Raw genomic sequence first — 21,177 nt, 5'->3', positions numbered from 1 at the left:
GGCGCGTCGAACCGCGCTCAGTCGAAGAGGCGTCCACCAGGGGCGCCGGGAAGCGCGCCCGCCGGAGGCTCGAGACCCAGGTGCGCCCATCCATCGGCCGTCGCGATCCTTCCGCGAGGAGAACGGCTCATGAGCCCCTCGCGCACCAGGAACGGCTCCGCGACCGTCTCGACCGTCTCGGACTCCTCGCCCACCGACACGGCGAGCGTCGATAGCCCCACCGGTCCGCCGCCGAACCGCGTGCACAGCGCGCGCAGGACCGCGCGGTCGAGCCGGTCGAGGCCGCGCTCGTCCACTTCGTAGACGATCAGCGCCTGCTGCGCCGCCGCGAGGTCGCCGGTGCCGCTCCCGTGGACCTGTGCCCAGTCTCGGACACGGCGCAGCAGCCGGTTCGCGATGCGCGGCGTCCCGCGGGAGCGCGACGCGATCTCGGCTGCGGCATCACCGGAGATCTCGAAGCCGAGCTTGCCCGCCGAGCGGCCCACGATGCTGTGCAGCTCGTCATCGGAGTAGAAGTCCAGGTGGGCGGTGAAGCCGAACCGGTCGCGCAACGGCGCGGGCAGCAGCCCCGCTCTGGTGGTCGCGCCGACGATCGTGAAGGGCGGCAGGCTGAGCGGGATCGAGGTGGCCCCTGCTCCCTTGCCCACCACGACGTCGACGCGGAAGTCCTCCATCGCGAGGTACAGCATCTCCTCTGCGGGACGCGCCAGGCGATGAATCTCATCGAGGAACAGCACGTCGCCCTCGTCGAGCGAGCTGAGGATCGCCGCCAGATCGCCGGCATGCTGAATGGCCGGACCGGAGCTCACGCGCAGCGTCGCGCCCATCTCCCCCGCGACGATCATCGCGAGCGTGGTCTTGCCCAGCCCGGGCGGGCCCGACAGCAGGACGTGATCCGCCGTGGCGCCGCGGCTCACGGCGGCACGGAGCACGAGCGAGAGCTGGTCGCGCACGGTGCGCTGGCCGACGAACTCGTCGAGGCTGGTGGGCCGCAGCGCGGCCTCGTTCGACCGCTCGATCGCGTCGGCGTCGGAGTCCACCACGCTCGCCTCGAATGACTCCATGTCGGTCACGGACTCGATCTCGTCGCGCTCCCGGTCGTCAGGCACGGGCGCCGCCCATCGCCTTCAGTGCCGCCTTCAGCGTGGTCGGCACGTCCGCGTCGACGATCGGCTTCGGGGCCACGTTCTCGACGGCCTTGGCGGCCGCCTTCTGATTCCAGCCGAGGGCGACCAGCGCTTCCTCCACCTGGTCGCGCGCATCGGGCGTCGTGGGAGTCGCCGAGGACTCCGGAAGCGACAGCTTGCCGCCCAGCTCGAGCAGCAGCCGCGCGGCGACCTTCGCGCCGATGCCGGGCACCTGTTCGAGCGCCTTGCGGTCGCCATTGGCCACGGCTTGGGAGAGGGACTCGGGCGAATGCACCGCCAGCATCGCCAGGGCGAGCCGGGGACCGACACCCTGGACGGACTGGAGCGCCTCGAACGTGTCGCGCTCCGACTCCGCCGTGAAGCCGAACAGAGTGAGCGATTCCTCGCGCACCACGAGCTGCGTGAAGAACCGCGCCTCCTGGTGAGCACGCAGCTCGGCCAGCGTCGCGGGCGTGGAGTGCACGAGGAGGCCGACGCCGCCGACTTCGACCACCGCGGTCGAGGCGCGCACGGACAGCACCGTGCCTGCGAGCTGTGAGATCACAGCGCATCACCTCTCACGCGGGACTCCTTTCGAACATGTGTACGAACACGCTACGGGACGCGGCGCCGCCGCCGGACACGACTCGCCGCACCTCACCCACGACGTCGTGACGCCCGCTCGGCCTCTGCCCATCGGCGCTGCGCGGACGTCGTCGCGGCGGAACCTGCCGGTGCCGCACCGCCCTTCCAGGCGTGGGTGATGGCGATCGCCAGGGCGTCTGCCGCATCGGCCGGGCGAGGGGGCTCCGCGAGCCCGAGCACTCTGGCGACCATGTAGCCCACCTGCGGCTTCGCAGCGCGGCCGTCCCCGGTCACGGCGGCCTTCACCTCCGACGGCGTGTAGAGCGCCACCGGCAATCCACGCCGCTCGGCGGCGAGCATCACCACGCCGGAGACCTGGGCAGTGCCCATCACGGTGCGGACGTTGGCTTGCGCAAACACCCGCTCCAGCGCGACCGCATCGGGCCTGTGCTGGTCCAGGACGGCCTCGAGCGCATCGGCCAGGCGCGCGAGCCGTGCGGGGACGGGATCCCCTGCGGGAGAGGTGGCCGCCTCCACGTGCACCAGGCGCACCTGCCGCGCTCCCGCTGCGTCGATCACGCCCAGGCCGCAACGGGTGAGGCCGGGGTCGACGCCGAGAATGCGCATCAGGTCGGCGAGCTGCCGCTACTCGGCGGCCGCCGCCTCCAGCACCTCGTCGGAGGCGTCCATGTTCGCGAACACGTTCTGGACGTCGTCGCAGTCTTCGAGAGCGTCGATCAGGCGCAGCATCTTCTTGGCGCCGTCCACGTCGAGCTCGATCTTGACCGACGGGACCCACGTGGCCTCGGCGGAGTCGTAGTCGATGTCGGCCTCTTGCAGCGCGGTGCGCACGGCCACCACGTCGGTCGCCTCCGAGGTGACCTCGAAGACCTCGCCGTGGTCCTCGATCTCCTCGGCGCCCGCGTCGAGCGCGGCGAGCATGAGGTCGTCCTCGGTGACGCCCGAATCCTTCGACACGATGATCTGTCCCTTGCGGGTGAACAGGTACGCCACGGAGTTGGGATCCGCGAGGGTGCCGTTGTTGCGGGTCAGCGCGGTGCGCACCTCCATCGCGGCGCGGTTGCGGTTGTCGGTCAGGCACTCGATCAGCATCGCGACGCCGTTGGGGCCGTATCCCTCGTACATGATGGTCTCGTACTCGCTGCCGCCGGCCTCGAGGCCCGCTCCTCGCTTGAGCGCCCGATCGATGTTGTCGTTCGGCACCGACGACTTCTTGGCCTTCTGGACCGCGTCGAAGAGCGTGGGGTTGCCGGCCATGTCCGCGCCACCCGATCGGGCCGCGACCTCGATGTTCTTGATGAGCTTGGCGAACAGCTTGCCGCGCTTGGCGTCGACAACCGCCTTCTTGTGCTTGGTGGTTGCCCATTTGGAGTGGCCGGACACGTGATGCTCCTCAACGGATTCAGGTATTGGACTGCCCGCCAGTCTAGAGCGTCACTCCCCCGCGGTCAGGACAGCGCCGCGACAGCAGCCGCCCCCGCGGCGCCGCACGCCGCCGCCCACACGAAGCTCGCAAGCGTGCCGATGATGAATCGCTCGGCCGTCTCGCCGCGCAGGCCCGGCTCGGCATCGCGCAGCTCCGGGTAGCGCCCGAGGCCCTTGACGGCGATGACGACCGCGACCGCTTCGGGGTGACCCGCCATGACCGCCCCCGCGATCGCGAGGCGCTCGAGCACTCCGATCCACATGCCCCCACGCAGCAGGCCCGGGGTCTCGGCCTCGGGCTCGACACGCCTCAGCAGCCACGCGACCAGCGGTGAGCCGAGCGCAGCGGCGGCGACGAGCGCCCCGACCACGATCCCCACGTCGGCGACGACACTCATGGGCGGGCTCCCTTCGATTCTGCGCTCACGAGCAGGTCGGCAGCGACCGGCCGCGCGCGGCGCTCCTCATCGAGCATGGCAGAGGTCACGCGCTGGCTCACCGCCTGCTCGGAGATTCCCAGGCGTGTCGCGACCTCGCGCTGGGTGGCGTCGGGGCCCAGCAGGTCTGCCACCTCCCAGCCCGCGTCGGAACGGCGGCGCACGACCGATGCCAGCAGCTGCAGCACCGCTGTGGCGCTCTCTGCCGCATCGGCGTCCTCACCCGCAGCGACCACGGGCACGGGCTCCGAACGCCCGCGGGCGCGCTCGACGGCCTGCCGCGCATGGACGAAGGCCGCGCCGGAACTGGCACGCGCGCTCTCTCCCCACGGCTCGTTGACGGGACCTGCGCCCACCCCGACGGACCAGTCGCCGACTCGCATGAGGTGCAGCGCGAGGTCCACGGCGGCCGCGGGCCCGGTCAGCACGATCTGCACCTCGTCGCCCACCGTGCGCTCGAGCGGCAGCGCCACGTCTGCGTCCCACCGCTCCATCCACGGGCGCAGCTCGCTCATGAGCGACTCGACTCGGTCGCCCTTGCGGGTGCTGCCGCGCTGATCGGCGGTGACGACGAACATGCCTCAAGGATAGAGCCTTGATGCATGAACATCAAGCCCTGAGGCTGGAACAAGAGGTGCGCTGCGGGCGATGCCTGGCGCCCCGCGCTCACACCTGCGACAGCAGCAGTTCGTGCACGCGGGTGTCCGCGGAGATCTCCGGATGGAACGACGTCGCGATGGCCGCGCCGTGCCTCACCGCGACCGGGTGACGTTCGCCGTCGGGCCCCGTGGCCGTGGCGAGCACCTCGACGCCGTCGTCGTACGACTCCACCCACGGCGCACGGATGAAGGTGGCGTGCATGGGACTGCCGTCCGGCTCCCACACCAGGTCCACCTCCGCGGAGTCGACCTGGCGTCCGAAGGCGTTTCGCCGCACGGTCATGGGGATCGCGCCCAGGGTCTGCTGGCCCTCGATGCCGTCACGGAGGTCCCGTGCGAGCAGGACCATCCCGGCACACGATCCGAGCACCGGCAGTCCGGCGGCGATGCGCTCGACGAGAGCGTCGCGCAGGTCGAACGCCCGCAGCAGCTTGTCGATCGTGGTCGACTCTCCCCCAGGAATCACAAGGCCGTCCACGGCGGTCAGTTCGGCGAGCCGGCGCACCCGGATCACGTCGACGCCAAGGCCCTCGAGCATCGCCTGATGCTCTCGGACATCGCCTTGCAGCGCGAGCACTCCCACGGTGGTCATTCGTCAACCTCTCCCAAGTCGATCGTGTCGCCATCCCAGGCGAGGAAGGCGTCCCAGTCGCCTCTCAGCTGCGCCGGGAACACCTCGATGGGCGCGTCCCGCAGCTCGGCCGCCGTCATCCACTGGACCGCGTCGATGGTCTCCCGCTCGACCTCAGTCCACTCCTCCGCCGTCCGCTGCCGCTGTTCTGCATCCACCAGGCGTGCCACGAAGATCTCCTCGTACTGCACGTACGGCCGCGACGCGAAGTCGAACATCGCCGTGCGTCGCCACACGGGCCCGGTGAGCTCGTGCTCCTCCAGCACCCAGCCGGTCTCCTCGGCAAGCTCGCGCACCGCGGCCGCGCGCATCGACTCGGCCCCCTCGAGCCCGCCTCCCGGGGTGAACCAGAACGACCGACCCTCCTCGTGGGGATCGTGACCGCGGACCATCAGCACGCGGGGCGAAGCGCGGTTCGACTCGTCCAGCAGCAGCACCCGCGCGCCACGGCGCGCGATGCGGTCCCCGGCCGATGCTCCCGCAGCCGGACGCGCCAGCACGGGGCTGGCAAGGTCAGGCGGCTGCGGGGCGTCGGTCACGGAGGGTCCGGGCGCGGGACTACCAGCCGCGCTCGGCGAGCCGGTGCGGCTCGGGCTCGTCCTCGACGTTGATGCCCACCATCGCGTCGCCCAGACCACGCGAGACCTCCGCGATGACCGCAGGGTCATCGAAGAAGGTGGTCGCCTTGACGATGGCCTTGGCGCGCTCGGACGGGTTGCCCGACTTGAAGATTCCCGAGCCGACGAAGACTCCCTCGGCGCCCAGCTGCATCATCATCGCGGCGTCCGCCGGGGTGGCGATGCCGCCAGCGGTGAAGAGCACCACGGGGAGCTTGCCGGTGGCCGCGATCTCCTGGACCAGCGGCAACGGCGCCTGCAGCTCCTTGGCAGCCACGTAGAGCTCGTCCTTCGGCAGTGACGCCAGCGCCTTGATCTCGGCACGGATCTGGCGCATGTGGGTGGTGGCGTTGGACACGTCGCCGGTTCCTGCCTCGCCCTTGGAGCGGATCATCGCGGCCCCCTCGGAGATGCGACGCAGCGCCTCGCCCAGGTTCGTGGCACCGCAGACGAACGGCACCGTGAAGTTCCACTTGTCGATGTGGTGGGTGTAGTCAGCAGGCGTCAGCACCTCGGACTCGTCGACGTAGTCGACCCCGAGCGACTGCAGCACCTGCGCCTCGACGAAGTGCCCGATGCGGGCCTTGGCCATCACGGGGATCGAGACGGCGTCGATGATGCCCTGGACCAGGTCGGGATCGCTCATGCGGGCCACTCCGCCCTGCGCCCGGATGTCCGCCGGCACGCGCTCGAGCGCCATGACGGCCACTGCTCCGGCGTCCTCGGCGATCTTCGCCTGCTCGGGCGTGACGACGTCCATGATCACGCCGCCCTTGAGCATCTCGGCCATGCCCCTCTTGACCAGGTCGGTTCCTACCTGGGGGGTGGTGACGTCGGCGGTCTCGCTCATGCGGTGGTGTCCTTCGCTGGCTGGGGATGGAATTCCGCGTCCATTCTAATCGCGTCGCGGTAGGTCTCTTCGATCCGGGGAGCGACCTGGCGCCAGTCGAAGGTGCCAGCACGCGCTCTGCCCCTGGTTGCGAGCTCCTTGCGCGCCTCAGGATCGCCGAGCAGAGCGTTCACCCGCGCCGCCAGCTCAACCGAGTCGCCCACGGTGTGCATCGCCACGCAGGCCTCTCCCTCGGAGTCCGTCGCGACGTCGCGGAACGCGACCAGATCGCTGGCGACCACTGCCGCGCCCGCCGCCATCGCCTCCACGAGCACGATTCCAAAGCTCTCGCCGCCGAGGTTGGGGGCGCAGTAGACGTCGACGGAGGACATGAAGCGTGCCTTCATGCCTTCATCGAGCTCGCCGACCACCTCGGCGCCGCCGCGCGCGGCGCGCGCGGCGATCCGGTCCGAGAACCGCCCCGCCACGAGGAACCGTGCCCGCGGATACCGACGGCGCACATGCGGAATCGCGGCGAGGAACTCGTCGAGGCCCTTCCGGGACTCGTCCATGCGGCCCAGGATGCCGATCGTGGGCGCGTTCTTGGTGCCGCGCCACTCCTTGACCGGAGTGGCGTCAGTGTAGGCAGCGGTGTCCACGCCGTTCGGGATGATGTGCGTCGCCGCCACCCCCAAGTGCTCCTTCACGGTGCGGTCCGCCGACGGCGACACGGCGATGCGCGCGTCGAGCTCTTCATATCCGGGCTTGATGAACGGCTTCGCGATGCGCATGATGCGCGAGTGGTCGTTGGACGTGTGAAAGGTCGCGACCGTGGGACCGAGGCGCGCCCACATCGCGATCACCGACAGCGACATGGTGCCCGGCTCATGCAAGTGCACGATGTCGAACTGCCCCTCTCGCAGCCACTTGCGCACGCGCATCGCGGCGGCCATGCCGAAGGTGATCCGCGCGGTCGAGCCGTTGTAGCGCACCGGCAGCGACCGCCCGGCCGTCGTCACATACCCGGGCACCGTGGTGCCAGGGGCGGCAGGAGCCAGCACCGAGACCTGGTGCCCGCGAGCGAACAGCGCCTCCGCGAGGTCCATGACATGCAGCTGGACGCCGCCGGGACGGTCGAACGAATAGGGGCACACGATGCCGATTCTCATGACTGCCACCCGAACCGCTGAAGCATGTGCCAGTCCTCGGGGCGCTCGGCGATCCGATCCGCCATCCAGCTCGCCCACGCCTGGCTCACGTCGGCCACGCGGGTCTCCTTGGGATAGTCCGCGGGATCGATGACGGGCCCGAAGGTCATCACCACGCCCCACCGGGACTTCGCCGCGCGTCGGCGCTCTCCACGCAAGCGCTCGTAGTGCAGCATCACCGGCATCACCGAGATGCGAGCCGCCGATGCGACGGCGGCGGGACCCGGAGCGACCTTCACAGGCGCACCCCACATCTCGACCTCGACGCCGCGGCCCGAGATGTCACGGTCAGAGAGCAGGCAGATCAGTCCACGGTCCCCGCGTCCCAGCTCGATGAGACGGCGGAACGTGGACCCGCCCTCGTGGCCGAGCACGCGAATGCCCACCCGCTCACGCATCGCCACGAACTCGTCGAAGACCTCACGCGGCTCGAGGACCTCCGCGACCGCCGTGATCGGCGTCAGGTTGCGCGAGGCCCAGGCCCCCACCATGTCCCAGTTGCCGCAGTGCGACAGCACCGCCACCGCAGGCGCATCGCCCTCCAACAGCTCACGCACGTCCTCGAAGTTCTCCGTGCGGGCGCGGGCGTCGATCTGGCTCTCGGTCAGGCGACCGAGCTCGAGCACCTCGGAGTAGTAGCGTGCGGCGGACGCCATGCCCCGCCGCGACAGCCGGCGCAGCTCGCGCCCCTCGAGCCCGGTGACGCGGTGAAGGTTGTCCTCGAGCCTCGCGGCAGGCTTGGCATGGGTCGCCCACGCCCACCACGAGACGGCCGATGCGACGGCCCGGGTGGCCTCGATGGGCAGCTTTCCTGACACACGCCAGGCGGTGAGGAACGCGGTCATCGATCCGCGTCGCGGTCCGTGCTGTCCGTGGCGGGCTCACCGGGGTGGTGCTCCGGGTGGTCACCGTAGTCGAGTGAGTCGCGGTGGTGATCCTGGTGGTCGCGCAGGTCCTCGCGGTTGGCGCGCACCACGGCCATCGTGCGCTGGCCCACCGTGAACGCCGCGGCCGCCGCCAGCAGGAACAGCGTCCACGTCAGGACGGCGACCGGCAGCCCCAGGCCCACGAGGGCCGTCGCCGTCAGGGTGATGACGAGGCGATCCGACCGCTCGGCGATGCCTCCCGACGCCTCGACGCCGAGCGACTCCGCCTTGGCCCTGGCGTAGGGCACGAAGGATCCGATCGTCAGGCACAGCAGCGCTGCCAGCGCCGTAGGAGCCGAGTCCTCGCGGAACCCCCACACGAGCGCTCCGAAGATCGCCGCATCGGCCACGCGGTCGAGCGTCGAGTCCAGGTACGCGCCAAGCCTCGACGTCTTGCCGGAGAGCCGGGCCATCGTGCCGTCGAGCATGTCGGTCACGACGAAGAACGTGATGACGAGGACGCCCCAGAACAGCGCCATGCCGCCGCGGGGCAGGAGGACGATCGCCCCGGTGACCACGCCGATCGTGCCCGCGATGGTCACCGCGTTGGGGTGCACCCCCATGCGCAGCAGCGCCTTCGCGGGTGCCTGCCAGATCGCGGCCATCAGCGGCCGCAGCTTGCCGAACATGTGTGACCTCCCGGTCGTCAGACCTCGTCCCAGGCGTGCGTGAGCCGCTCCCAGGTGTCGTCGAGCAGTTCCGGGACCGCCTTGGTACGGCCGATGATGGGCAGAAAGTTGGAATCGCCGGTCCACCGTGGGACCACGTGCTGGTGCAGATGCTCCGAGATCCCCGCGCCGCCCACCTGGCCCTGGTTCATGCCGATGTTGAAGCCCTTGGTGCCGCTCACGTGCGTGAGGACGCGCATCGCGTGCTGCGTGAGGGCGCCCATCTCATCGCGCTCCGCATCCGTGGCGTCGGTGTACCAGCCCACGTGCCGGTACGGGCACACCATCAGGTGGCCGGGGTTGTACGGGTAGAGGTTGAGGACCACGTAGCAGTGCTCGCCGCGGTGCACCACGAGCCCCTCGCGGTCATCACCGGTGACCTTGGTGCACAGCGGGCATTCGTGCTCCCCTGCGTACTCGGGCCTGTCGGACGAGTGACGCACGTAGGCCATGCGATGCGGAGTCCACAGGCGCTCGAAGCCGTCGGCCTCGCCGCCCATCATCTCGCCGTCGACGATCTCCGCCACCGGGTCTACACCTGCGCCTTGGTCCGGACGGCCTCGACGATGCGCGCGACCGCATCGGCCACCGGCACCCCGTTGTCCTGGCTGCCGTCGCGCAGCCGGAACGAGACCGCGCCGGCATCGGCGTCCTCGCCGCCAGCGATGAGGACGAACGGAATCTTCTCCTTCGATGCCGAGCGGATCTTCTTGGGGAACCGCTCGTCGGAGGCGTCGAGCTCAGCGCGGATGCCGTGCGCACGCAACTGGGAGACGACGTCAGAGAGGTAGTCGTCGAACGCATCGGCGACCGGGATCGCACGCACCTGCACGGGTGCGAGCCATACAGGGAAGGCGCCGGCGTAGTGCTCCGTGAGGATCGCGAAGAACCGCTCGATCGAGCCGAACAGCGCACGGTGGATCATCACGGGCCGCTGGCGGCTGTTGTCCGAGGCGGTGTACTCGAGTTCGAACCGCTCCGGCAGGTTGAAATCGAGCTGGATGGTCGACATCTGCCACGAGCGGCCGATGGCGTCGCGCGTCTGGACCGAGATCTTCGGCCCATAGAACGCCGCGCCGCCCGGGTCCGGCACGAGCTCCAGCCCGGATCCCTCAGCGACCTCGCGCAGGGTCTCCGTCGCCTCGTCCCAGATCTCCTCCGAGCCCACGGACTTCTCGGGGTTGCGGGTCGACAGCTCCAGATAGAAGTCATCGAGCCCGTAGTCCTTGAGAAGGTCGAGCACGAAGGTGAGCAGACCGTTCAGCTCGTCCTTCATCTGCTCGCGGGTGCAGTAGATGTGGGCGTCATCCTGCGTGAAGCCACGCGCACGGGTGAGGCCGTGCACCACTCCCGACTTCTCATACCGGTACACGGTGCCGAACTCGAAGAGCCGGATCGGCAGCTCGCGATACGAGCGCCCGCGGGCGTCGAAGATGAGGTTGTGCATGGGGCAGTTCATGGGCTTCAGGTAGTAGTCCTGGCCCTGCTTGGTGACGTTGCCTGCCTCGTCGCGCTCCTCGTCCATCTGCATGGGCGGGTACATGCCGTCGGCGTACCAGTCGAGGTGGCCCGAGGTCTCGAACAGCTGGGCCTTGGTCGCGTGCGGCGTGTAGACGAACTCGTACCCGGATTCGAGGTGGCGCTGGCGCGAGTACTCCTCCATCTCGTGGCGGATGATGCCGCCCTTGGGATGGAACACCGCCAGCCCCGAGCCGATCTGCTCAGGGAACGAGAACAGGTCGAGCTCGGCCCCCAAGCGGCGGTGGTCGCGACGCTCGGCCTCGGCAAGCCTCTCCTTGTAGGCGGTGAGCTCCTCCTTGGTGGGCCACGCGGTGCCGTACACGCGCTGCAGCTGAGGGTTCTTCTCGGAGCCCTTCCAGTACGCGGCGGCCGAGCGCATCAGCGACCAGCCGTTCGCGAGCAGCTTGGTGCTCGGCACGTGGGGGCCGCGGCACAGGTCCTTCCACGCGACCTCGCCACCACGTCGCACGTTGTCGTAGATGGTGATGTCGCCGTCGCCGATCTCGACCGAGGCGCCCTCGGCCCCGTCGGCCTCGTGGCTGAGGAGCTCGCACTTGTAGGGCTCGTGAGAGAGCTCGGCAAGCGCCTCCTCGCGCGTCACGTCGCGTCGCACGAACGCCTGGCCCTCCTTGACGATGCGCTGCATCGCCTTCTCGAGCTTCTTGAGATCCTCGGGCGTGAACGGCTCCTCGACGTCGAAGTCGTAGTAGAAGCCGTTCTCGATCGGCGGGCCCACGCCCAGCTTCGCATCGGGGTGCGCCTGCTGGACCGCCTGCGCGAGCACGTGCGCGGTCGAGTGGCGCAGCACCATGAGGCCGTCAGGCTCGTCGATGATGACGGCCTCGACGGTGGCGCCGTCGTGGAGCTCGCGGGACAGGTCCCACAGCTCGCCGTCGACGCGCATCACGAGAACTTCGCGGCGCTCGCCGAACAGGTCGGTGCCCGTCGTCGTCGCGTCGGCCTGTCGCTGGTCGCCGTCGACGGTCAGGTTGATGGTGGGCACCGGTGATCTCCTCGGGTTCGTGCGGTTGTCTGCGTCGCGCGCCCCAGCACACGTCCGTCACCCGACGATGCTACCGACATGCGGGCGGACACCCACGCCCGCGCGCCCACCGGGCACGATCTCTCGATCGCGAGAGACGCCTGACTCGACTGATGCCACCGCGTCAGTCGTGGCCCTGGCCCCCGTCGAGCTCGCTGTCCTCGAACCCGTCGGAGGCGGAAGTGCCCTCGTCGCCAAGCACGTTGGCCAGCACCGCCCACGCGATCGGCGTCGAGCCTTCGGTGACCTCAAGGATGCGCCTGCGGATCCGAGGCTCATGGAGCAGCTCCGCCAGCGTCTCGGCGACGTCTGCACGTGAGATCTCGTCGTTGGGCTGCGCCGGTCCGAGCGAGATCAGCCCTGACCCGACGCGGTCGACGAGCAGCGATGGGCGCAGTATCAGCCAGTCCACATCGGTCATGCTGACCATCACCTCGATCAGCTTCTTCACCGCGAAGTAGAACTCCACATCGTCACCGAGCTGCTCGCCCCGCCCGGCCTCAGGCAGCACGGACACCAGCGCGAAACGCCCCACACCGGCCAGCAGGACCGCCTCCATGGCAGTGATCACTGCTTCGCCGTCCACGGCCGCCGTGGATTCTCTCGTCCCGCCATTGGACCCGGCCGCGTACACCACCGCATCGGCACCGGCCAGCATCCGGGCCAGCGATTCTGCCGTCAGGCGTGTCAGTTCAGCCACATGAACCTCCACGCCGCGGGCCGCCAGCTCTCGCCTCTGCTGACTGCGACGCACCAGCCCGACCACGACGTCGCCGCGTTCGATCAGTGCGCCAGCCAACCGGCTGCCCACGGCTCCGGTGATGCCGATGATGAAGACCCTCATCGGGGTGCCCCTTGCTCCGATTGGATGACCGTCACACCGCGGGCACTCGACTCCAGCGATGCTGCCTGCACGCTTGCCCGGGGTGCCGTGGCCACCGCCGTCGTGCGAGGGACGGCGCGTGCCACGCCGACAGACGGAGTGGAATCGTGCCGACGCATGAGGCAAGCGTGGCCGTGGACGCTCGTCCGTCGCGTCGGTGACAGGCACCGATCTTCCGTGCCGCGGTGCCAGAGCGATCAGGGCCGGTAGATCTTCCGGAGTTCGCGGCGCGAGCTGATCCCGAGCTTGCGAAAGATGCTGCGCAGGTGGGCCTCGATGGTGCGAGGGCTCAGGAACAGCTGTGCGCCGACTTCGCGTGACGTCGCCCCGGTGGCCACCAGGCGTGCAACGTGCTGCTCCTGGGCAGTGAGCTCGTCGGTGGGCTGCGCTGTTCGAGCGCGTGGGTGCTCGCCAGTCGCTCTGAGCTCGCTCGCGGCACGGGTGGCGAACGCGTCAGCGCCCATCTCGGCGAGGAGTCGGTGAGCCGCACGGAGCTGCTCGCGGGCATCTCTTCGGCGACCCTCGCGGCGAAGCCACTCACCGTAGACGAGGTGGGTGCGGGCAAGGTAGGAGCGCACCCGACTCTTTCCGAGCTGCTCGATCGCTTCGCGGTACAGACCCTCCGCCACGGACCCGGTGCTGACGAGCGCGCGCGACCTCGCCGCCATGCCAAGCGCCCACGCCGTGGCGCTTGCGCGTGCGCGTGATTCGAACTGTTGCGCAGCAGCAAGGGCTCGCTCCGTCTCGCCGACGCGCGTGGCGGCCTCGACACCCTCGGCCAGAGCCAGGACCTCGAAGAGAGACAAGTAGTGGTGCGAAGGTTCGTCGCCATCGCACGCTCCCTCCGCGGCGGAGAGCGCGCTCGCATAGTCGCCGAGTCCGTTATGCAGCACTGCCAACGCGTATTGCGCGCTGGACAGGCCCGCGGCCTGACCTTGCGCGGTCAGCTGCCGCACGCTCGTGTCGTGGAGCTCGACGGTCTCAGCACGTCGCCCTTGCCAACCGGCGACGAACAGTTGGGCATGATGGTGCAGCGGCTCAGCTCCTGTGGCCAACCTGATCTCAGTCTCCTCGGTCGCCAGCTCGTGGGCCTGCGGGAGCCGACCGAAGAGCGCCAGCGCGATGGACGACGAGGCGAGCGCGGCTGGCAGTGTGGCAAGCGCGCCCGCTTGGCGAGAGAGCCGCACGTTGCGAGTCGTCAGCACATCGACCAACTCGTCGTCGAAGAGAGTCGCCGCGGTACGGCTGGCCAACCACAGCCAGCGGCGGCCGGAGCGACCGTCGTCGGTGTCGGCCGTAGGGTCGTCCTCCCGAAAGGCCTCAAGCGCGCGCCGCAGGTCGGGCCCTCCTGGCTCATACCCTTCCGTGTACGCCCTCACCAGACCGGCGAGCAACTGGTCCGCCGGCACCGGCGAACCAGGTGGCGAGGGCGCGTCGCTGGCGAGGGCAGCGACATCTCGTGCACTGGGCCCGCCGGTGATGATCGCGGCCTCCAGGGCATGCAGGTAGGTCTCGCGGGAGAGCGATGCGTCCAGCGGCGCGAGCGTTCTAGCGGTCTTCACAAGCATCCTCGGCACGTCGCCGGCGCGCGTCAGATGGAACGCCACCTGGGCGCGCAACAGCTCGACGCGAGCCCGCTGTCGCGGTTCGAGCGGCCCGGCGGCCGCGATGGCGAGCAGCTCGAGCGCCGACGCAGGGACGCCCGCTTCGTATTTGGCATGGGCGGCCTCCAGGGCCCGACGGGCCCGATCTGACGGAGCATCCGTCACCTCGGTCGCTCGCTCCAGGAACGCGGCCGACGCCGCGGCGCCCCCGCGGGCTCGTGCCCGACCGGCCGAACGCTCGAGTGCCAGGGCGACGTCCTCATCCGCGCCCAGCACCGCCTGTGCTTGATGCCAGGCACGTCGGTCTGGGTCTCGTTCGGGGTCGGTGACAGCGGCCAGAGCCTCGTGCGCGCGGCGAAGGTCCTGAGGCTTTGCTGCCTGGTACACCGCTGAGCGCACCAGCGGGTGACGAAACCGCACTCGTGAGTCGATCTCCAGCAGTCCGGCCAGCTTCGCGGGCTCGAGCGCCTCTGCGGCAAGGCCCAAGCTGGCGGCCGCGCGCCACAGCAGCGCGGCGTCACCGGTCTGGTCAGACGCCGCGACCAGCAGCAACAGCTGCGTGTCCTCGGGGAGCATGTCCGAACGGCTGCGAAAGGTCTCTTCGATGCGTTGCGGGACGCTGGCCACGTGCGGCAGCTCGAACCCGCCAGCCGACCGCTCCGGACTCACGCTGCGAGGCAGTTCCAACAGTGCCAGCGGGTTGCCACGGGCCTCGGCGACGATCCGGTCCCGCACTCGTTCATCCAGGGGTGTGTGGACGGCGACGGACAGGAGCTCCCGCGCATCGTCGTCGGCGAGACCTTCCAGGCGCAGTACCGGCAGCCCGGTGAAGGGAGGGCATTCGCCCCCGTTGGCGTCGCGCACCCCGACGATGAGGGCCAGCCTCTCGGCTCCCAATCGTCGAGCCACGAATGCGAGGACCTGTGCCGATGACTCATCCAGCCATTGGGCATCGTCGACGAGGCACAGCAACGGCCGTTCCTCCGCGACCTCGGCGAGCAGGTTCAGAACAGCCAGTCCCACCAGGAATCGATCCGGGGCGGGACCACCGTGGAGTCCGAAGACCACGCCGAGAGCCACCTTCAGTGGCTCGGGCAGCGCGTCGCGATGGTCCAGAAGCGATCCGCAGAGCTGGTGAAGTCCAGCGAACGCGAACTGCGACTCGGACTCGACACCCACTGACGTCACGACGCGAAAGCCTGCTGCACGTGCCGCCTGTTGGGTGTGCTCCAGGACAGCCGTCTTTCCGATCCCGGCTTCGCCACGCACAAGGAGTGAGCCACTGCGCCCGGTTCGAGCCAGCATCAGGCACTTCTCGAGTACTGCGGCCTCTGAGCTGCGGCCGACGAGATCTGCCACCTTGTGCTCCCATCACGGCCCCAAGTTGGTACACATCAAGGTACCTGGCCCTGAGTCGTCGCGCGATGGTGGCCCATCAAGTCATGGCCGCCACAGGACAGCTCTCAGCGACGGTCGAGCGGACTCTCCGCTCGTCGCTTCACCGCCTCCTTGAATGCCTGGAACCCTGACTCGCTGTCCTTCGCCACGCCCTTCATCACGGGGACGAAGACGCCCGAGAACGTCTCGCTGTGCACCAGGCGCGTCGATGTCGGTTGTCGCCGTGATGGTGGCGCTCATGGTCTCTCTCCCGTGGCTTCTCGAGTGTCGCCGTCGACCGCTTGCCGCGGTTGGCACTCATCGCGGTGCCCGGTGTCGCGCGGCGCGGCGCAGGTGGACCGGGTTCATGCACCACCTGCAGGCGCGAGCCACTGCTCGGCCGAGCGGCTGGACTGCTGGGAGTCGGTGTCCTCGATCCGGCTCGGCAGCCTCGAGGCGCGAGCCGGCAAGCGTGTGCACACTGCGTCGGCACGCATGAGGACATCTCGCTGTGCGGGGGTGTAGAGCTCGGTCAGTGCTTCGTCCAGAATGCGATCCATGGGGACGTCCCGTTCACGCTGGGTCTCGGTGCGTGAACCGAGCCACGGACGAGTCGGAGAGCGCCACTGGGCACCGTCAGCCGTCATCCGCTCTGCGAGGCGTTGGCGCGAGGCGGCACTCGCATCGAGCCGCAGGCCTCCGAGTTGGTCGCGGACCTCCTGGCTCTCCGTGTCGATCATGTCTCGCAGGACGGAGAGGGACTCATGGCCGTCATGCAGACGCGTCAGGATGTGCAAGTACGACAGGTCCGCCTCCGACAGCTGCGATGCGACGCGTTCAAATCCTCGGGGACTGTCTGCAGGTGCGTGGTCTCGAACGATCGCGGCGATGTCCTTCCTCGCGCGGCGGAGAGTGCGGATGTGGGACCGGAGCTCTGCATCGAGGCGGAGCAGCGCGCTGGGAGCGGCACCCGCTCGCAGGGCGATCGCTCCCACCTGCGCGAGAGGAACCCCCAGTTCAGCAAGGCGCCGCACCCTCGTCAACGTGACCAGGTGCCGAACCTCGTACTGCTTGTACCCGTTGCACGTCCGGCTGGGCGGTTCAAGCAGCCCGAGAGCGTGATAGTGCCGCACCGTGTTCACGGTGGTGCCCGCCATCTCCGCGAGCTCCCGCGTGCTCCACGTCATCGGTGCCTCCGTCGACTCGGGTAGCCCGCGGTGCGCGACATCCTGGTGAACCGGATCACACCGGGGCTACGGCTGTGCCGCGCTGGTGTCAGCGCTGAGGCGTGGAGCCTGCGTGCTCCCGATGGTTCGACGGCGAGTGTGGTGGCCATGTCGCCAGCCTCGCGCTCGTGACGAGCCCTTCGCGTCGGTGGAAGTCACGTAGCCGCGACCAGGGCGGCACCTTCCGTGCTCGGCACACGCCACTTGCAGACCGTCACGACCGAAGCGACTCCGTCCCGTCCTCTTCGCAGACCCGGCGGCGCTGGTCGCACGGCTCAGCGACCGCGCTCCTCGCTGACGGAGTTCGCTCCGTCGACGATGACCAACTGCCCGCTGATGTACGACGCACCCTCTCCGGCGAGCATGGCGATCACATACGCGACCTCCTCCGCGGTGCCGGAACGGCCGACCGGGCTCGCCGCGCCCATGCGGCGCTCGTGGTCGGACGCTGACGCCGTATCGATCCATCCAGGTGCGACGGCGTTGACAGTGATCCCACTGGAGGCGGTTTCGATCGCCACTGCTCGAGTCAGCCCCACCATTCCGGCCTTCGCCGCATGGTAGGCGACGTCACCGGGATACGCGGCGACTGGTCCCGACACGGACGAGACATTGACGACGCGGCCGTAGCGGGCGGACCGCATGCCGTCGAGCACCGCGCTGGTCATTAAGAATGTCGTGCTCAGATTGCGCTCCAAGGACGCCTGCCAGCGAGACATCGCGCCAGCGGGATCCCGCTCCGAAACCGAAGTCATGCCTGCGTTGTTGACGAGCACGTCGACACGGCCATCGATGCTCGCCGCTCGGGCCGCGACAGCGTCAGCACCGCTGCGGTCCCGGAGATCGGCCACCACTCCCTGCGCGTCGATTCCTGCTGCGCGCAATTGGGAGACTCGATCGAAGATGCGGTCGGTCGTCGAGGTCACGACCACGCGCATGCCTGCGGCGCCGAGAAGGAGAGCCGTGGCGAAGCCGATGCCGTGGCCGCTTCCAGCTCCGGTGATGATCGCCACACGCTGGCGGGGCACTGTCATGGTGAGACCTCGTTCCACGATGAGCGAGGACGGCCGGCCAGTGCTGGGTGAACCGCGAGGAACGCTCGCACCTGTGCACCGCCTGCCGGACGTCCGAGGTGAGTGATGTCCGCTCAGTACAGACCCTGTGGTCAGCACCGGGTCAAGCACCGCGCAAGCCAGACCGTCGCCAACGCTGATCGGTCGCATACGGGATATCGCGATCTCTCGTGCGGCTGCAGTCGTTCCGGTGTCCAGATCAGTGACTTCCACCGACGCGAACGTCCGTCCGTTGACGCGAGTCTGATGCCACGGCGACGACCAGGAGCCCTGGGATGCGCCGGATCACACCCGCTCGAACACTGGAGGATCACCATGGGATACATCACTGTGGCAAACGAGAACAGCACGCCGATCGAGCTGTACTACGAGGATCAGGGCGCGGGGCAGCCGATCGTGCTGATCCACGGCTACCCCCTGAACGGGCACAGCTGGGAGAAGCAGACACGCGAGCTTCTCGCTGCCGGGCACCGCGTCATCACCTATGACCGTCGCGGCTTCGGTCAGTCGTCGAAGGTCAACGTCGGGTACGACTACGACACATTCGCCGCTGACCTGAACACGCTGCTCGAGAGCTTGGATCTGCGCGACGTCATCCTTGTGGGGTTCTCGATGGGCACCGGCGAGCTCGCCCGCTACGTGACGAGGTACGGACACGAGCGCATCGCGAAGCTGGCGTTTCTCGCCTCGCTGGAGCCGTTCCTGGTGGCGCGGGACGACAACCCCGAAGGGGTCCCGCAGGACGTGTTCGACGGAATCGAGTCGGCCGCGAAGGGTGACCGATACGCCTGGTACACACAGTTCTTCGCGGACTTCTACAACCTCGACCAGAACCTCGGAAGCCGCATCAGCGAAGAGGCCGTCACTGGCAGTTGGAACGTCGCGATCTCCAGCGCTCCTGTGGCCGCCCATGCGGTGGTGTCCTCGTGGATCGAGGACTTCCGCCAGGACGTCGAAGCAGTGCGTGCCAGCGGCAAGCCCACCCTGATCCTGCACGGCACCGCGGACAACATCCTGCCCATCGACGCCACTGCGCGTCGGTTTCGCGACCTGCTTCCCGACGCACGGTACGTCGAGGTCGAGGGCGCCCCGCACGGCCTGCTCTGGACGCATGCCGACGAGGTCAACGAGGCACTGCGGGCGTTCCTCGCCTAGCCCCACGGCTGGGCGCCAGCCCGTCAGCACCCGAGACAGGCCTCGGCCACCACCAAAGGAGATTCGATATGAGCGCCATCGATGAGACGATCAGCAGCTTTCAGATGCTGGTCGCCGACGTGCCCGACATCGTCCAGCCCCTCGTCGTCGCGCTCGCGGCGGCGATCCCGTTCATCGAGGGCGAGGGGGGCGCCATCGTCGGGGTCGTCGGCGGTCTTCATCCGATCGTCGCGGCCGCTGCCGCAGCCGGCGGGAATTTCCTGTGCGTGCTGCTGGTCGTCGCAGTCACGTCGCGTGCCCGCACAGCCGTGGTCGGCCGCCGACGCATCTCAGTCGCGGCGACCGCCGGTGGTAGTGGCCCGACTGGTCTCGACGACGATCAGGGCGAACAGGACGAACAGGGAGAACAGGGCGAACAGCGAGCGTCCCCGACGCCCGAGTCGAAGGGGCGGCAACGTTTCAAGCGGTGGGTGGTCCGCTTCGGCGTCCCCGGTGCGAGCATCCTCGGACCACTCGCCATCCCGACCCAGTTCACGGCGGCGATCCTGGTGGGCGGCGGCACTCCTCGGCGGTGGGTCCTGCTATGGCAGGCCGTCGCCATCGTGATCTGGACCAGTCTCGCCACGGTGTCCGTGTGGGCAGCCCTCACCCTGCTCGTCGAGACGACGTGAGCCGTGACCGCCCACGATGACGCGCTCCGGCCGGACCAGTCACTCGACGGTTCCGGCGGGCGGCGGCGATGGTCCTGGCTCCTGTCCGGCGCTCTGCTCGTGGCGATCGTGGTCGCCGCCACCGCCGTGTTCCAGTACGGCCTTCCTTGGTGGATGGAGGAAGGCGACCGCAACCACACCTTCACCGGACCGGAGGGGTCGCAGCGCTACCAAGTTCACGTTCCGCCGGACTGGGACAGTTCGACGCAGCTACCGGTGATGATGGCGATTCACGGGTGCGGAATGACGGGATTCGGGTGGAACTCGATGAAGGGCACAACACAGTTCAACGACCTTGCTGATCGCGAAGGCTTCATCGTCGTCTACCCGACGCAGCGGCTGTTCCGCAACGCGATCAACTGCTGGAACTCAGGCGATCCACGCGAACAGCATCGCGGTGGCAGCGAGCCCGCTCTCCTTGCCGGTGTCGCTCGGGAGGTCGTCGACGAGTACAACGCAGATCCGGACCATGTTCATGTCGCGGGCGCCTCATCTGGTGCGGGGACGGCGGTGATCCTGGCCGCCACCTATCCCGACGTCTTCGCGACCGCCACCTCCGTGGCCGGGGGCGAGTACGGACTGAATCAGGTGGACCCCGAGTCTCCCGACACCACGCCGCCCACCTACACGGCGCGCCAGGCGTGGGCTCAGATGGGTGATCGCGCGCGCCAGGTCCCGCTGCTGGTCATCCAGGGCGAGGAGGATGAGGTCGTCCCACCCGTCGTCGCGACACGCCTCGTCGAGCACTGGACCGCGGTCAGCGACCTCGTCGAGGACGGGCTCCTCGACGGTGATCTGCGTCTGGCCCAGACCAGCGCACGGCTTCCCGCAGAAGCCGACAGGCACGCCTTCACCCACACCACCTTGACGCTGCCGGACGGTTCATCGCTGATCGAGTCGTATCTCGTGCACGAGATGGGACACGTGTGGCCTGGCCCAAGCGGAGTAGGACTCTTCACTGATCGTGCCGGGCCGGACGCCAGCGCATTCGCCTGGGACTTCGCTCGACATCACCCGAAGGTCCCATCGCCATGACTGAGCAGCATGACGTCAACAGCGCAGAGACCGCAGCGGTCATGCTCCGGCATGGCCGACCGATCAGCAGCTACACGGTGGCTCTCGCCGACGGCTCGTTCGTCGGCCAGGCGGACTTCTTCGACTCCCCCACGGTTCTCGGCGAACGCATCTTCTTCCACACGGAAGTCGATCACGCAGTCCGCGGCCGCGGGCTTGCGGGACTCCTTGTTCGCGAGGCGCTCGCCGACTGCGTCCGGCACGACCTCACCGTCGTTCCCGTATGCCCCCTGTTCGCGAAGCACCTGGCGCGGCACGGCGACGACTTCGTGAGTCGTGGCGGAAGGTTCCGTCGGCCCACATCCGGTGACATCGCGCTGGTCGCACGCATCACCTCGGCCACGACCCACCCTCACTGAGCGAACGGATGGAGATGGCG

Annotated in this window: 23 protein-coding genes; 4 read left to right on the top strand and 19 right to left on the bottom strand. The window is 68.9% G+C overall.

Annotated elements, in window-relative coordinates; genetic code table 11:
* Positions 1–17: 17 nt before the first annotated feature.
* From ruvB to QQX02_RS11960, 19 genes are all read right to left on the bottom strand, one after another.
* The gene (gene ruvB, locus QQX02_RS12050) at positions 18–1,064 is read right to left on the bottom strand and encodes a Holliday junction branch migration DNA helicase RuvB (RefSeq protein WP_301143745.1); all 1,047 of its coding nucleotides are present in this window, start codon (positions 1,062–1,064) and stop codon (positions 18–20) included.
* Between the two features lie 37 nt (positions 1,065–1,101).
* Positions 1,102–1,692 carry a Holliday junction branch migration protein RuvA gene (gene ruvA / locus QQX02_RS12045; RefSeq protein WP_301143378.1) on the bottom strand — a complete coding sequence of 197 codons (591 nt, stop codon included), beginning with the start codon at positions 1,690–1,692 and terminating at the stop codon, positions 1,102–1,104.
* A 92-nt stretch (positions 1,693–1,784) separates the two neighbouring features.
* On the bottom strand, positions 1,785–2,339 hold the full coding sequence (gene ruvC, locus QQX02_RS12040) for a crossover junction endodeoxyribonuclease RuvC (protein WP_301143377.1): 555 nt from the start codon (positions 2,337–2,339) through the stop codon (positions 1,785–1,787).
* A gap of 18 nt (positions 2,340–2,357) precedes the next feature.
* Entirely contained in the window at positions 2,358–3,116 is a 759-nt protein-coding gene (locus tag QQX02_RS12035) for a YebC/PmpR family DNA-binding transcriptional regulator (protein ID WP_301143376.1), read from the bottom strand.
* 65 nt (positions 3,117–3,181) lie between these two features.
* Positions 3,182–3,556, bottom strand: coding sequence for a hypothetical protein (locus QQX02_RS12030; protein ID WP_301143375.1), 375 nt, complete (start codon positions 3,554–3,556; stop codon positions 3,182–3,184).
* Positions 3,553–4,173: a winged helix-turn-helix domain-containing protein gene (locus tag QQX02_RS12025; protein WP_301143373.1), complete on the bottom strand. Its 621-nt coding sequence runs from the start codon at positions 4,171–4,173 to the stop codon at positions 3,553–3,555. Before QQX02_RS12025 ends, QQX02_RS12030 begins: the two co-directional genes overlap by 4 nt.
* Before the next feature lie 88 nt (positions 4,174–4,261).
* Positions 4,262–4,846: a pyridoxal 5'-phosphate synthase glutaminase subunit PdxT gene (pdxT, locus tag QQX02_RS12020; protein ID WP_301143372.1), complete on the bottom strand. Its 585-nt coding sequence runs from the start codon at positions 4,844–4,846 to the stop codon at positions 4,262–4,264.
* The gene (locus QQX02_RS12015; protein ID WP_301143370.1) at positions 4,843–5,424 is read right to left on the bottom strand and encodes an NUDIX hydrolase; all 582 of its coding nucleotides are present in this window, start codon (positions 5,422–5,424) and stop codon (positions 4,843–4,845) included. Before QQX02_RS12015 ends, pdxT begins: the two co-directional genes overlap by 4 nt.
* A 19-nt stretch (positions 5,425–5,443) precedes the next feature.
* The gene (gene pdxS, locus QQX02_RS12010) at positions 5,444–6,352 is read right to left on the bottom strand and encodes a pyridoxal 5'-phosphate synthase lyase subunit PdxS (protein WP_301143367.1); all 909 of its coding nucleotides are present in this window, start codon (positions 6,350–6,352) and stop codon (positions 5,444–5,446) included.
* Positions 6,349–7,500, bottom strand: a complete 1,152-nt coding sequence (locus tag QQX02_RS12005) for a glycosyltransferase family 4 protein (protein WP_301143363.1) — start codon at positions 7,498–7,500, stop codon at positions 6,349–6,351. The genes pdxS and QQX02_RS12005 overlap by 4 nt, the downstream gene beginning before the upstream one ends.
* The gene (locus QQX02_RS12000) at positions 7,497–8,384 is read right to left on the bottom strand and encodes a phosphatidylinositol mannoside acyltransferase (protein WP_301143361.1); all 888 of its coding nucleotides are present in this window, start codon (positions 8,382–8,384) and stop codon (positions 7,497–7,499) included. Before QQX02_RS12000 ends, QQX02_RS12005 begins: the two co-directional genes overlap by 4 nt.
* On the bottom strand, positions 8,381–9,094 hold the full coding sequence (pgsA, locus tag QQX02_RS11995; RefSeq protein ID WP_301143358.1) for a phosphatidylinositol phosphate synthase: 714 nt from the start codon (positions 9,092–9,094) through the stop codon (positions 8,381–8,383). The genes QQX02_RS12000 and pgsA overlap by 4 nt, the downstream gene beginning before the upstream one ends.
* 17 nt (positions 9,095–9,111) lie before the next feature.
* Positions 9,112–9,636 carry an HIT family protein gene (locus QQX02_RS11990; protein WP_301143743.1) on the bottom strand — a complete coding sequence of 175 codons (525 nt, stop codon included), beginning with the start codon at positions 9,634–9,636 and terminating at the stop codon, positions 9,112–9,114.
* 29 nt (positions 9,637–9,665) lie between these two features.
* Entirely contained in the window at positions 9,666–11,657 is a 1,992-nt protein-coding gene (gene thrS / locus QQX02_RS11985) for a threonine--tRNA ligase (RefSeq protein WP_301143357.1), read from the bottom strand.
* A gap of 163 nt (positions 11,658–11,820) precedes the next feature.
* The gene (locus QQX02_RS11980; protein ID WP_301143356.1) at positions 11,821–12,540 is read right to left on the bottom strand and encodes an NAD(P)H-binding protein; all 720 of its coding nucleotides are present in this window, start codon (positions 12,538–12,540) and stop codon (positions 11,821–11,823) included.
* Between the two features lie 236 nt (positions 12,541–12,776).
* Positions 12,777–15,542, bottom strand: coding sequence for an ATP-binding protein (locus tag QQX02_RS11975; RefSeq protein ID WP_301143354.1), 2,766 nt, complete (start codon positions 15,540–15,542; stop codon positions 12,777–12,779).
* A gap of 104 nt (positions 15,543–15,646) precedes the next feature.
* The gene (locus QQX02_RS11970; protein WP_301143352.1) at positions 15,647–15,778 is read right to left on the bottom strand and encodes an SRPBCC family protein; all 132 of its coding nucleotides are present in this window, start codon (positions 15,776–15,778) and stop codon (positions 15,647–15,649) included.
* Between the two features lie 147 nt (positions 15,779–15,925).
* Entirely contained in the window at positions 15,926–16,747 is an 822-nt protein-coding gene (locus QQX02_RS11965; RefSeq protein ID WP_301143351.1) for a MerR family transcriptional regulator, read from the bottom strand.
* 314 nt (positions 16,748–17,061) lie between these two features.
* The gene (locus QQX02_RS11960) at positions 17,062–17,820 is read right to left on the bottom strand and encodes an SDR family oxidoreductase (protein WP_301143349.1); all 759 of its coding nucleotides are present in this window, start codon (positions 17,818–17,820) and stop codon (positions 17,062–17,064) included.
* A 354-nt stretch (positions 17,821–18,174) separates the two neighbouring features.
* On the opposite strand from QQX02_RS11960, the gene QQX02_RS11955 reads away from it, so the two are divergent.
* From QQX02_RS11955 to QQX02_RS11940, 4 genes are all read left to right on the top strand, one after another.
* Positions 18,175–19,014, top strand: coding sequence for an alpha/beta fold hydrolase (locus QQX02_RS11955; RefSeq protein ID WP_301143347.1), 840 nt, complete (start codon positions 18,175–18,177; stop codon positions 19,012–19,014).
* Positions 19,015–19,082: 68 nt separating this feature from the next.
* Entirely contained in the window at positions 19,083–19,685 is a 603-nt protein-coding gene (locus QQX02_RS11950; RefSeq protein ID WP_301143346.1) for a small multidrug efflux protein, read from the top strand.
* Positions 19,686–19,688: 3 nt separating this feature from the next.
* Complete coding sequence (locus QQX02_RS11945; RefSeq protein ID WP_301143345.1) at positions 19,689–20,759, top strand: extracellular catalytic domain type 1 short-chain-length polyhydroxyalkanoate depolymerase; 1,071 nt, start codon at positions 19,689–19,691, stop codon at positions 20,757–20,759.
* Positions 20,756–21,157, top strand: a complete 402-nt coding sequence (locus QQX02_RS11940; protein WP_301143344.1) for a GNAT family N-acetyltransferase — start codon at positions 20,756–20,758, stop codon at positions 21,155–21,157. Before QQX02_RS11945 ends, QQX02_RS11940 begins: the two co-directional genes overlap by 4 nt.
* Positions 21,158–21,177 lie beyond the last annotated feature (20 nt).

Origin of the sequence: Demequina muriae, from assembly GCF_030418295.1 — a bacterium.
Taxonomy (GTDB): Bacteria; Actinomycetota; Actinomycetes; order Actinomycetales; family Demequinaceae; genus Demequina; species Demequina muriae.
This window is presented reverse-complemented; position numbering and strand designations above follow the sequence as displayed.

What these genes read in the sequence shown, in the direction of transcription:
- QQX02_RS11980 (WP_301143356.1), bottom strand. Translation starts at nt 12,540, where the DNA reads ATGAGGGTCTTCATCATCGGCATCACCGGAGCCGTGGGCAGCCGGTTG.
- QQX02_RS12025 (WP_301143373.1), bottom strand. Translation starts at nt 4,173, where the DNA reads ATGTTCGTCGTCACCGCCGATCAGCGCGGCAGCACCCGCAAGGGCGAC.
- QQX02_RS11940 (WP_301143344.1), top strand. Translation starts at nt 20,756, where the DNA reads ATGACTGAGCAGCATGACGTCAACAGCGCAGAGACCGCAGCGGTCATG.
- QQX02_RS11950 (WP_301143346.1), top strand. Translation starts at nt 19,083, where the DNA reads ATGAGCGCCATCGATGAGACGATCAGCAGCTTTCAGATGCTGGTCGCC.
- pdxS (WP_301143367.1), bottom strand. Translation starts at nt 6,352, where the DNA reads ATGAGCGAGACCGCCGACGTCACCACCCCCCAGGTAGGAACCGACCTG.
- QQX02_RS11990 (WP_301143743.1), bottom strand. Translation starts at nt 9,636, where the DNA reads ATGATGGGCGGCGAGGCCGACGGCTTCGAGCGCCTGTGGACTCCGCAT.
- pdxT (WP_301143372.1), bottom strand. Translation starts at nt 4,846, where the DNA reads ATGACCACCGTGGGAGTGCTCGCGCTGCAAGGCGATGTCCGAGAGCAT.
- ruvC (WP_301143377.1), bottom strand. Translation starts at nt 2,339, where the DNA reads ATGCGCATTCTCGGCGTCGACCCCGGCCTCACCCGTTGCGGCCTGGGC.
- QQX02_RS11965 (WP_301143351.1), bottom strand. Translation starts at nt 16,747, where the DNA reads ATGACGTGGAGCACGCGGGAGCTCGCGGAGATGGCGGGCACCACCGTG.
- QQX02_RS12000 (WP_301143361.1), bottom strand. Translation starts at nt 8,384, where the DNA reads ATGACCGCGTTCCTCACCGCCTGGCGTGTGTCAGGAAAGCTGCCCATC.
- QQX02_RS11960 (WP_301143349.1), bottom strand. Translation starts at nt 17,820, where the DNA reads ATGACAGTGCCCCGCCAGCGTGTGGCGATCATCACCGGAGCTGGAAGC.
- pgsA (WP_301143358.1), bottom strand. Translation starts at nt 9,094, where the DNA reads ATGTTCGGCAAGCTGCGGCCGCTGATGGCCGCGATCTGGCAGGCACCC.
- QQX02_RS11955 (WP_301143347.1), top strand. Translation starts at nt 18,175, where the DNA reads ATGGGATACATCACTGTGGCAAACGAGAACAGCACGCCGATCGAGCTG.
- QQX02_RS12030 (WP_301143375.1), bottom strand. Translation starts at nt 3,556, where the DNA reads ATGAGTGTCGTCGCCGACGTGGGGATCGTGGTCGGGGCGCTCGTCGCC.
- ruvB (WP_301143745.1), bottom strand. Translation starts at nt 1,064, where the DNA reads ATGGAGTCATTCGAGGCGAGCGTGGTGGACTCCGACGCCGACGCGATC.
- QQX02_RS12005 (WP_301143363.1), bottom strand. Translation starts at nt 7,500, where the DNA reads ATGAGAATCGGCATCGTGTGCCCCTATTCGTTCGACCGTCCCGGCGGC.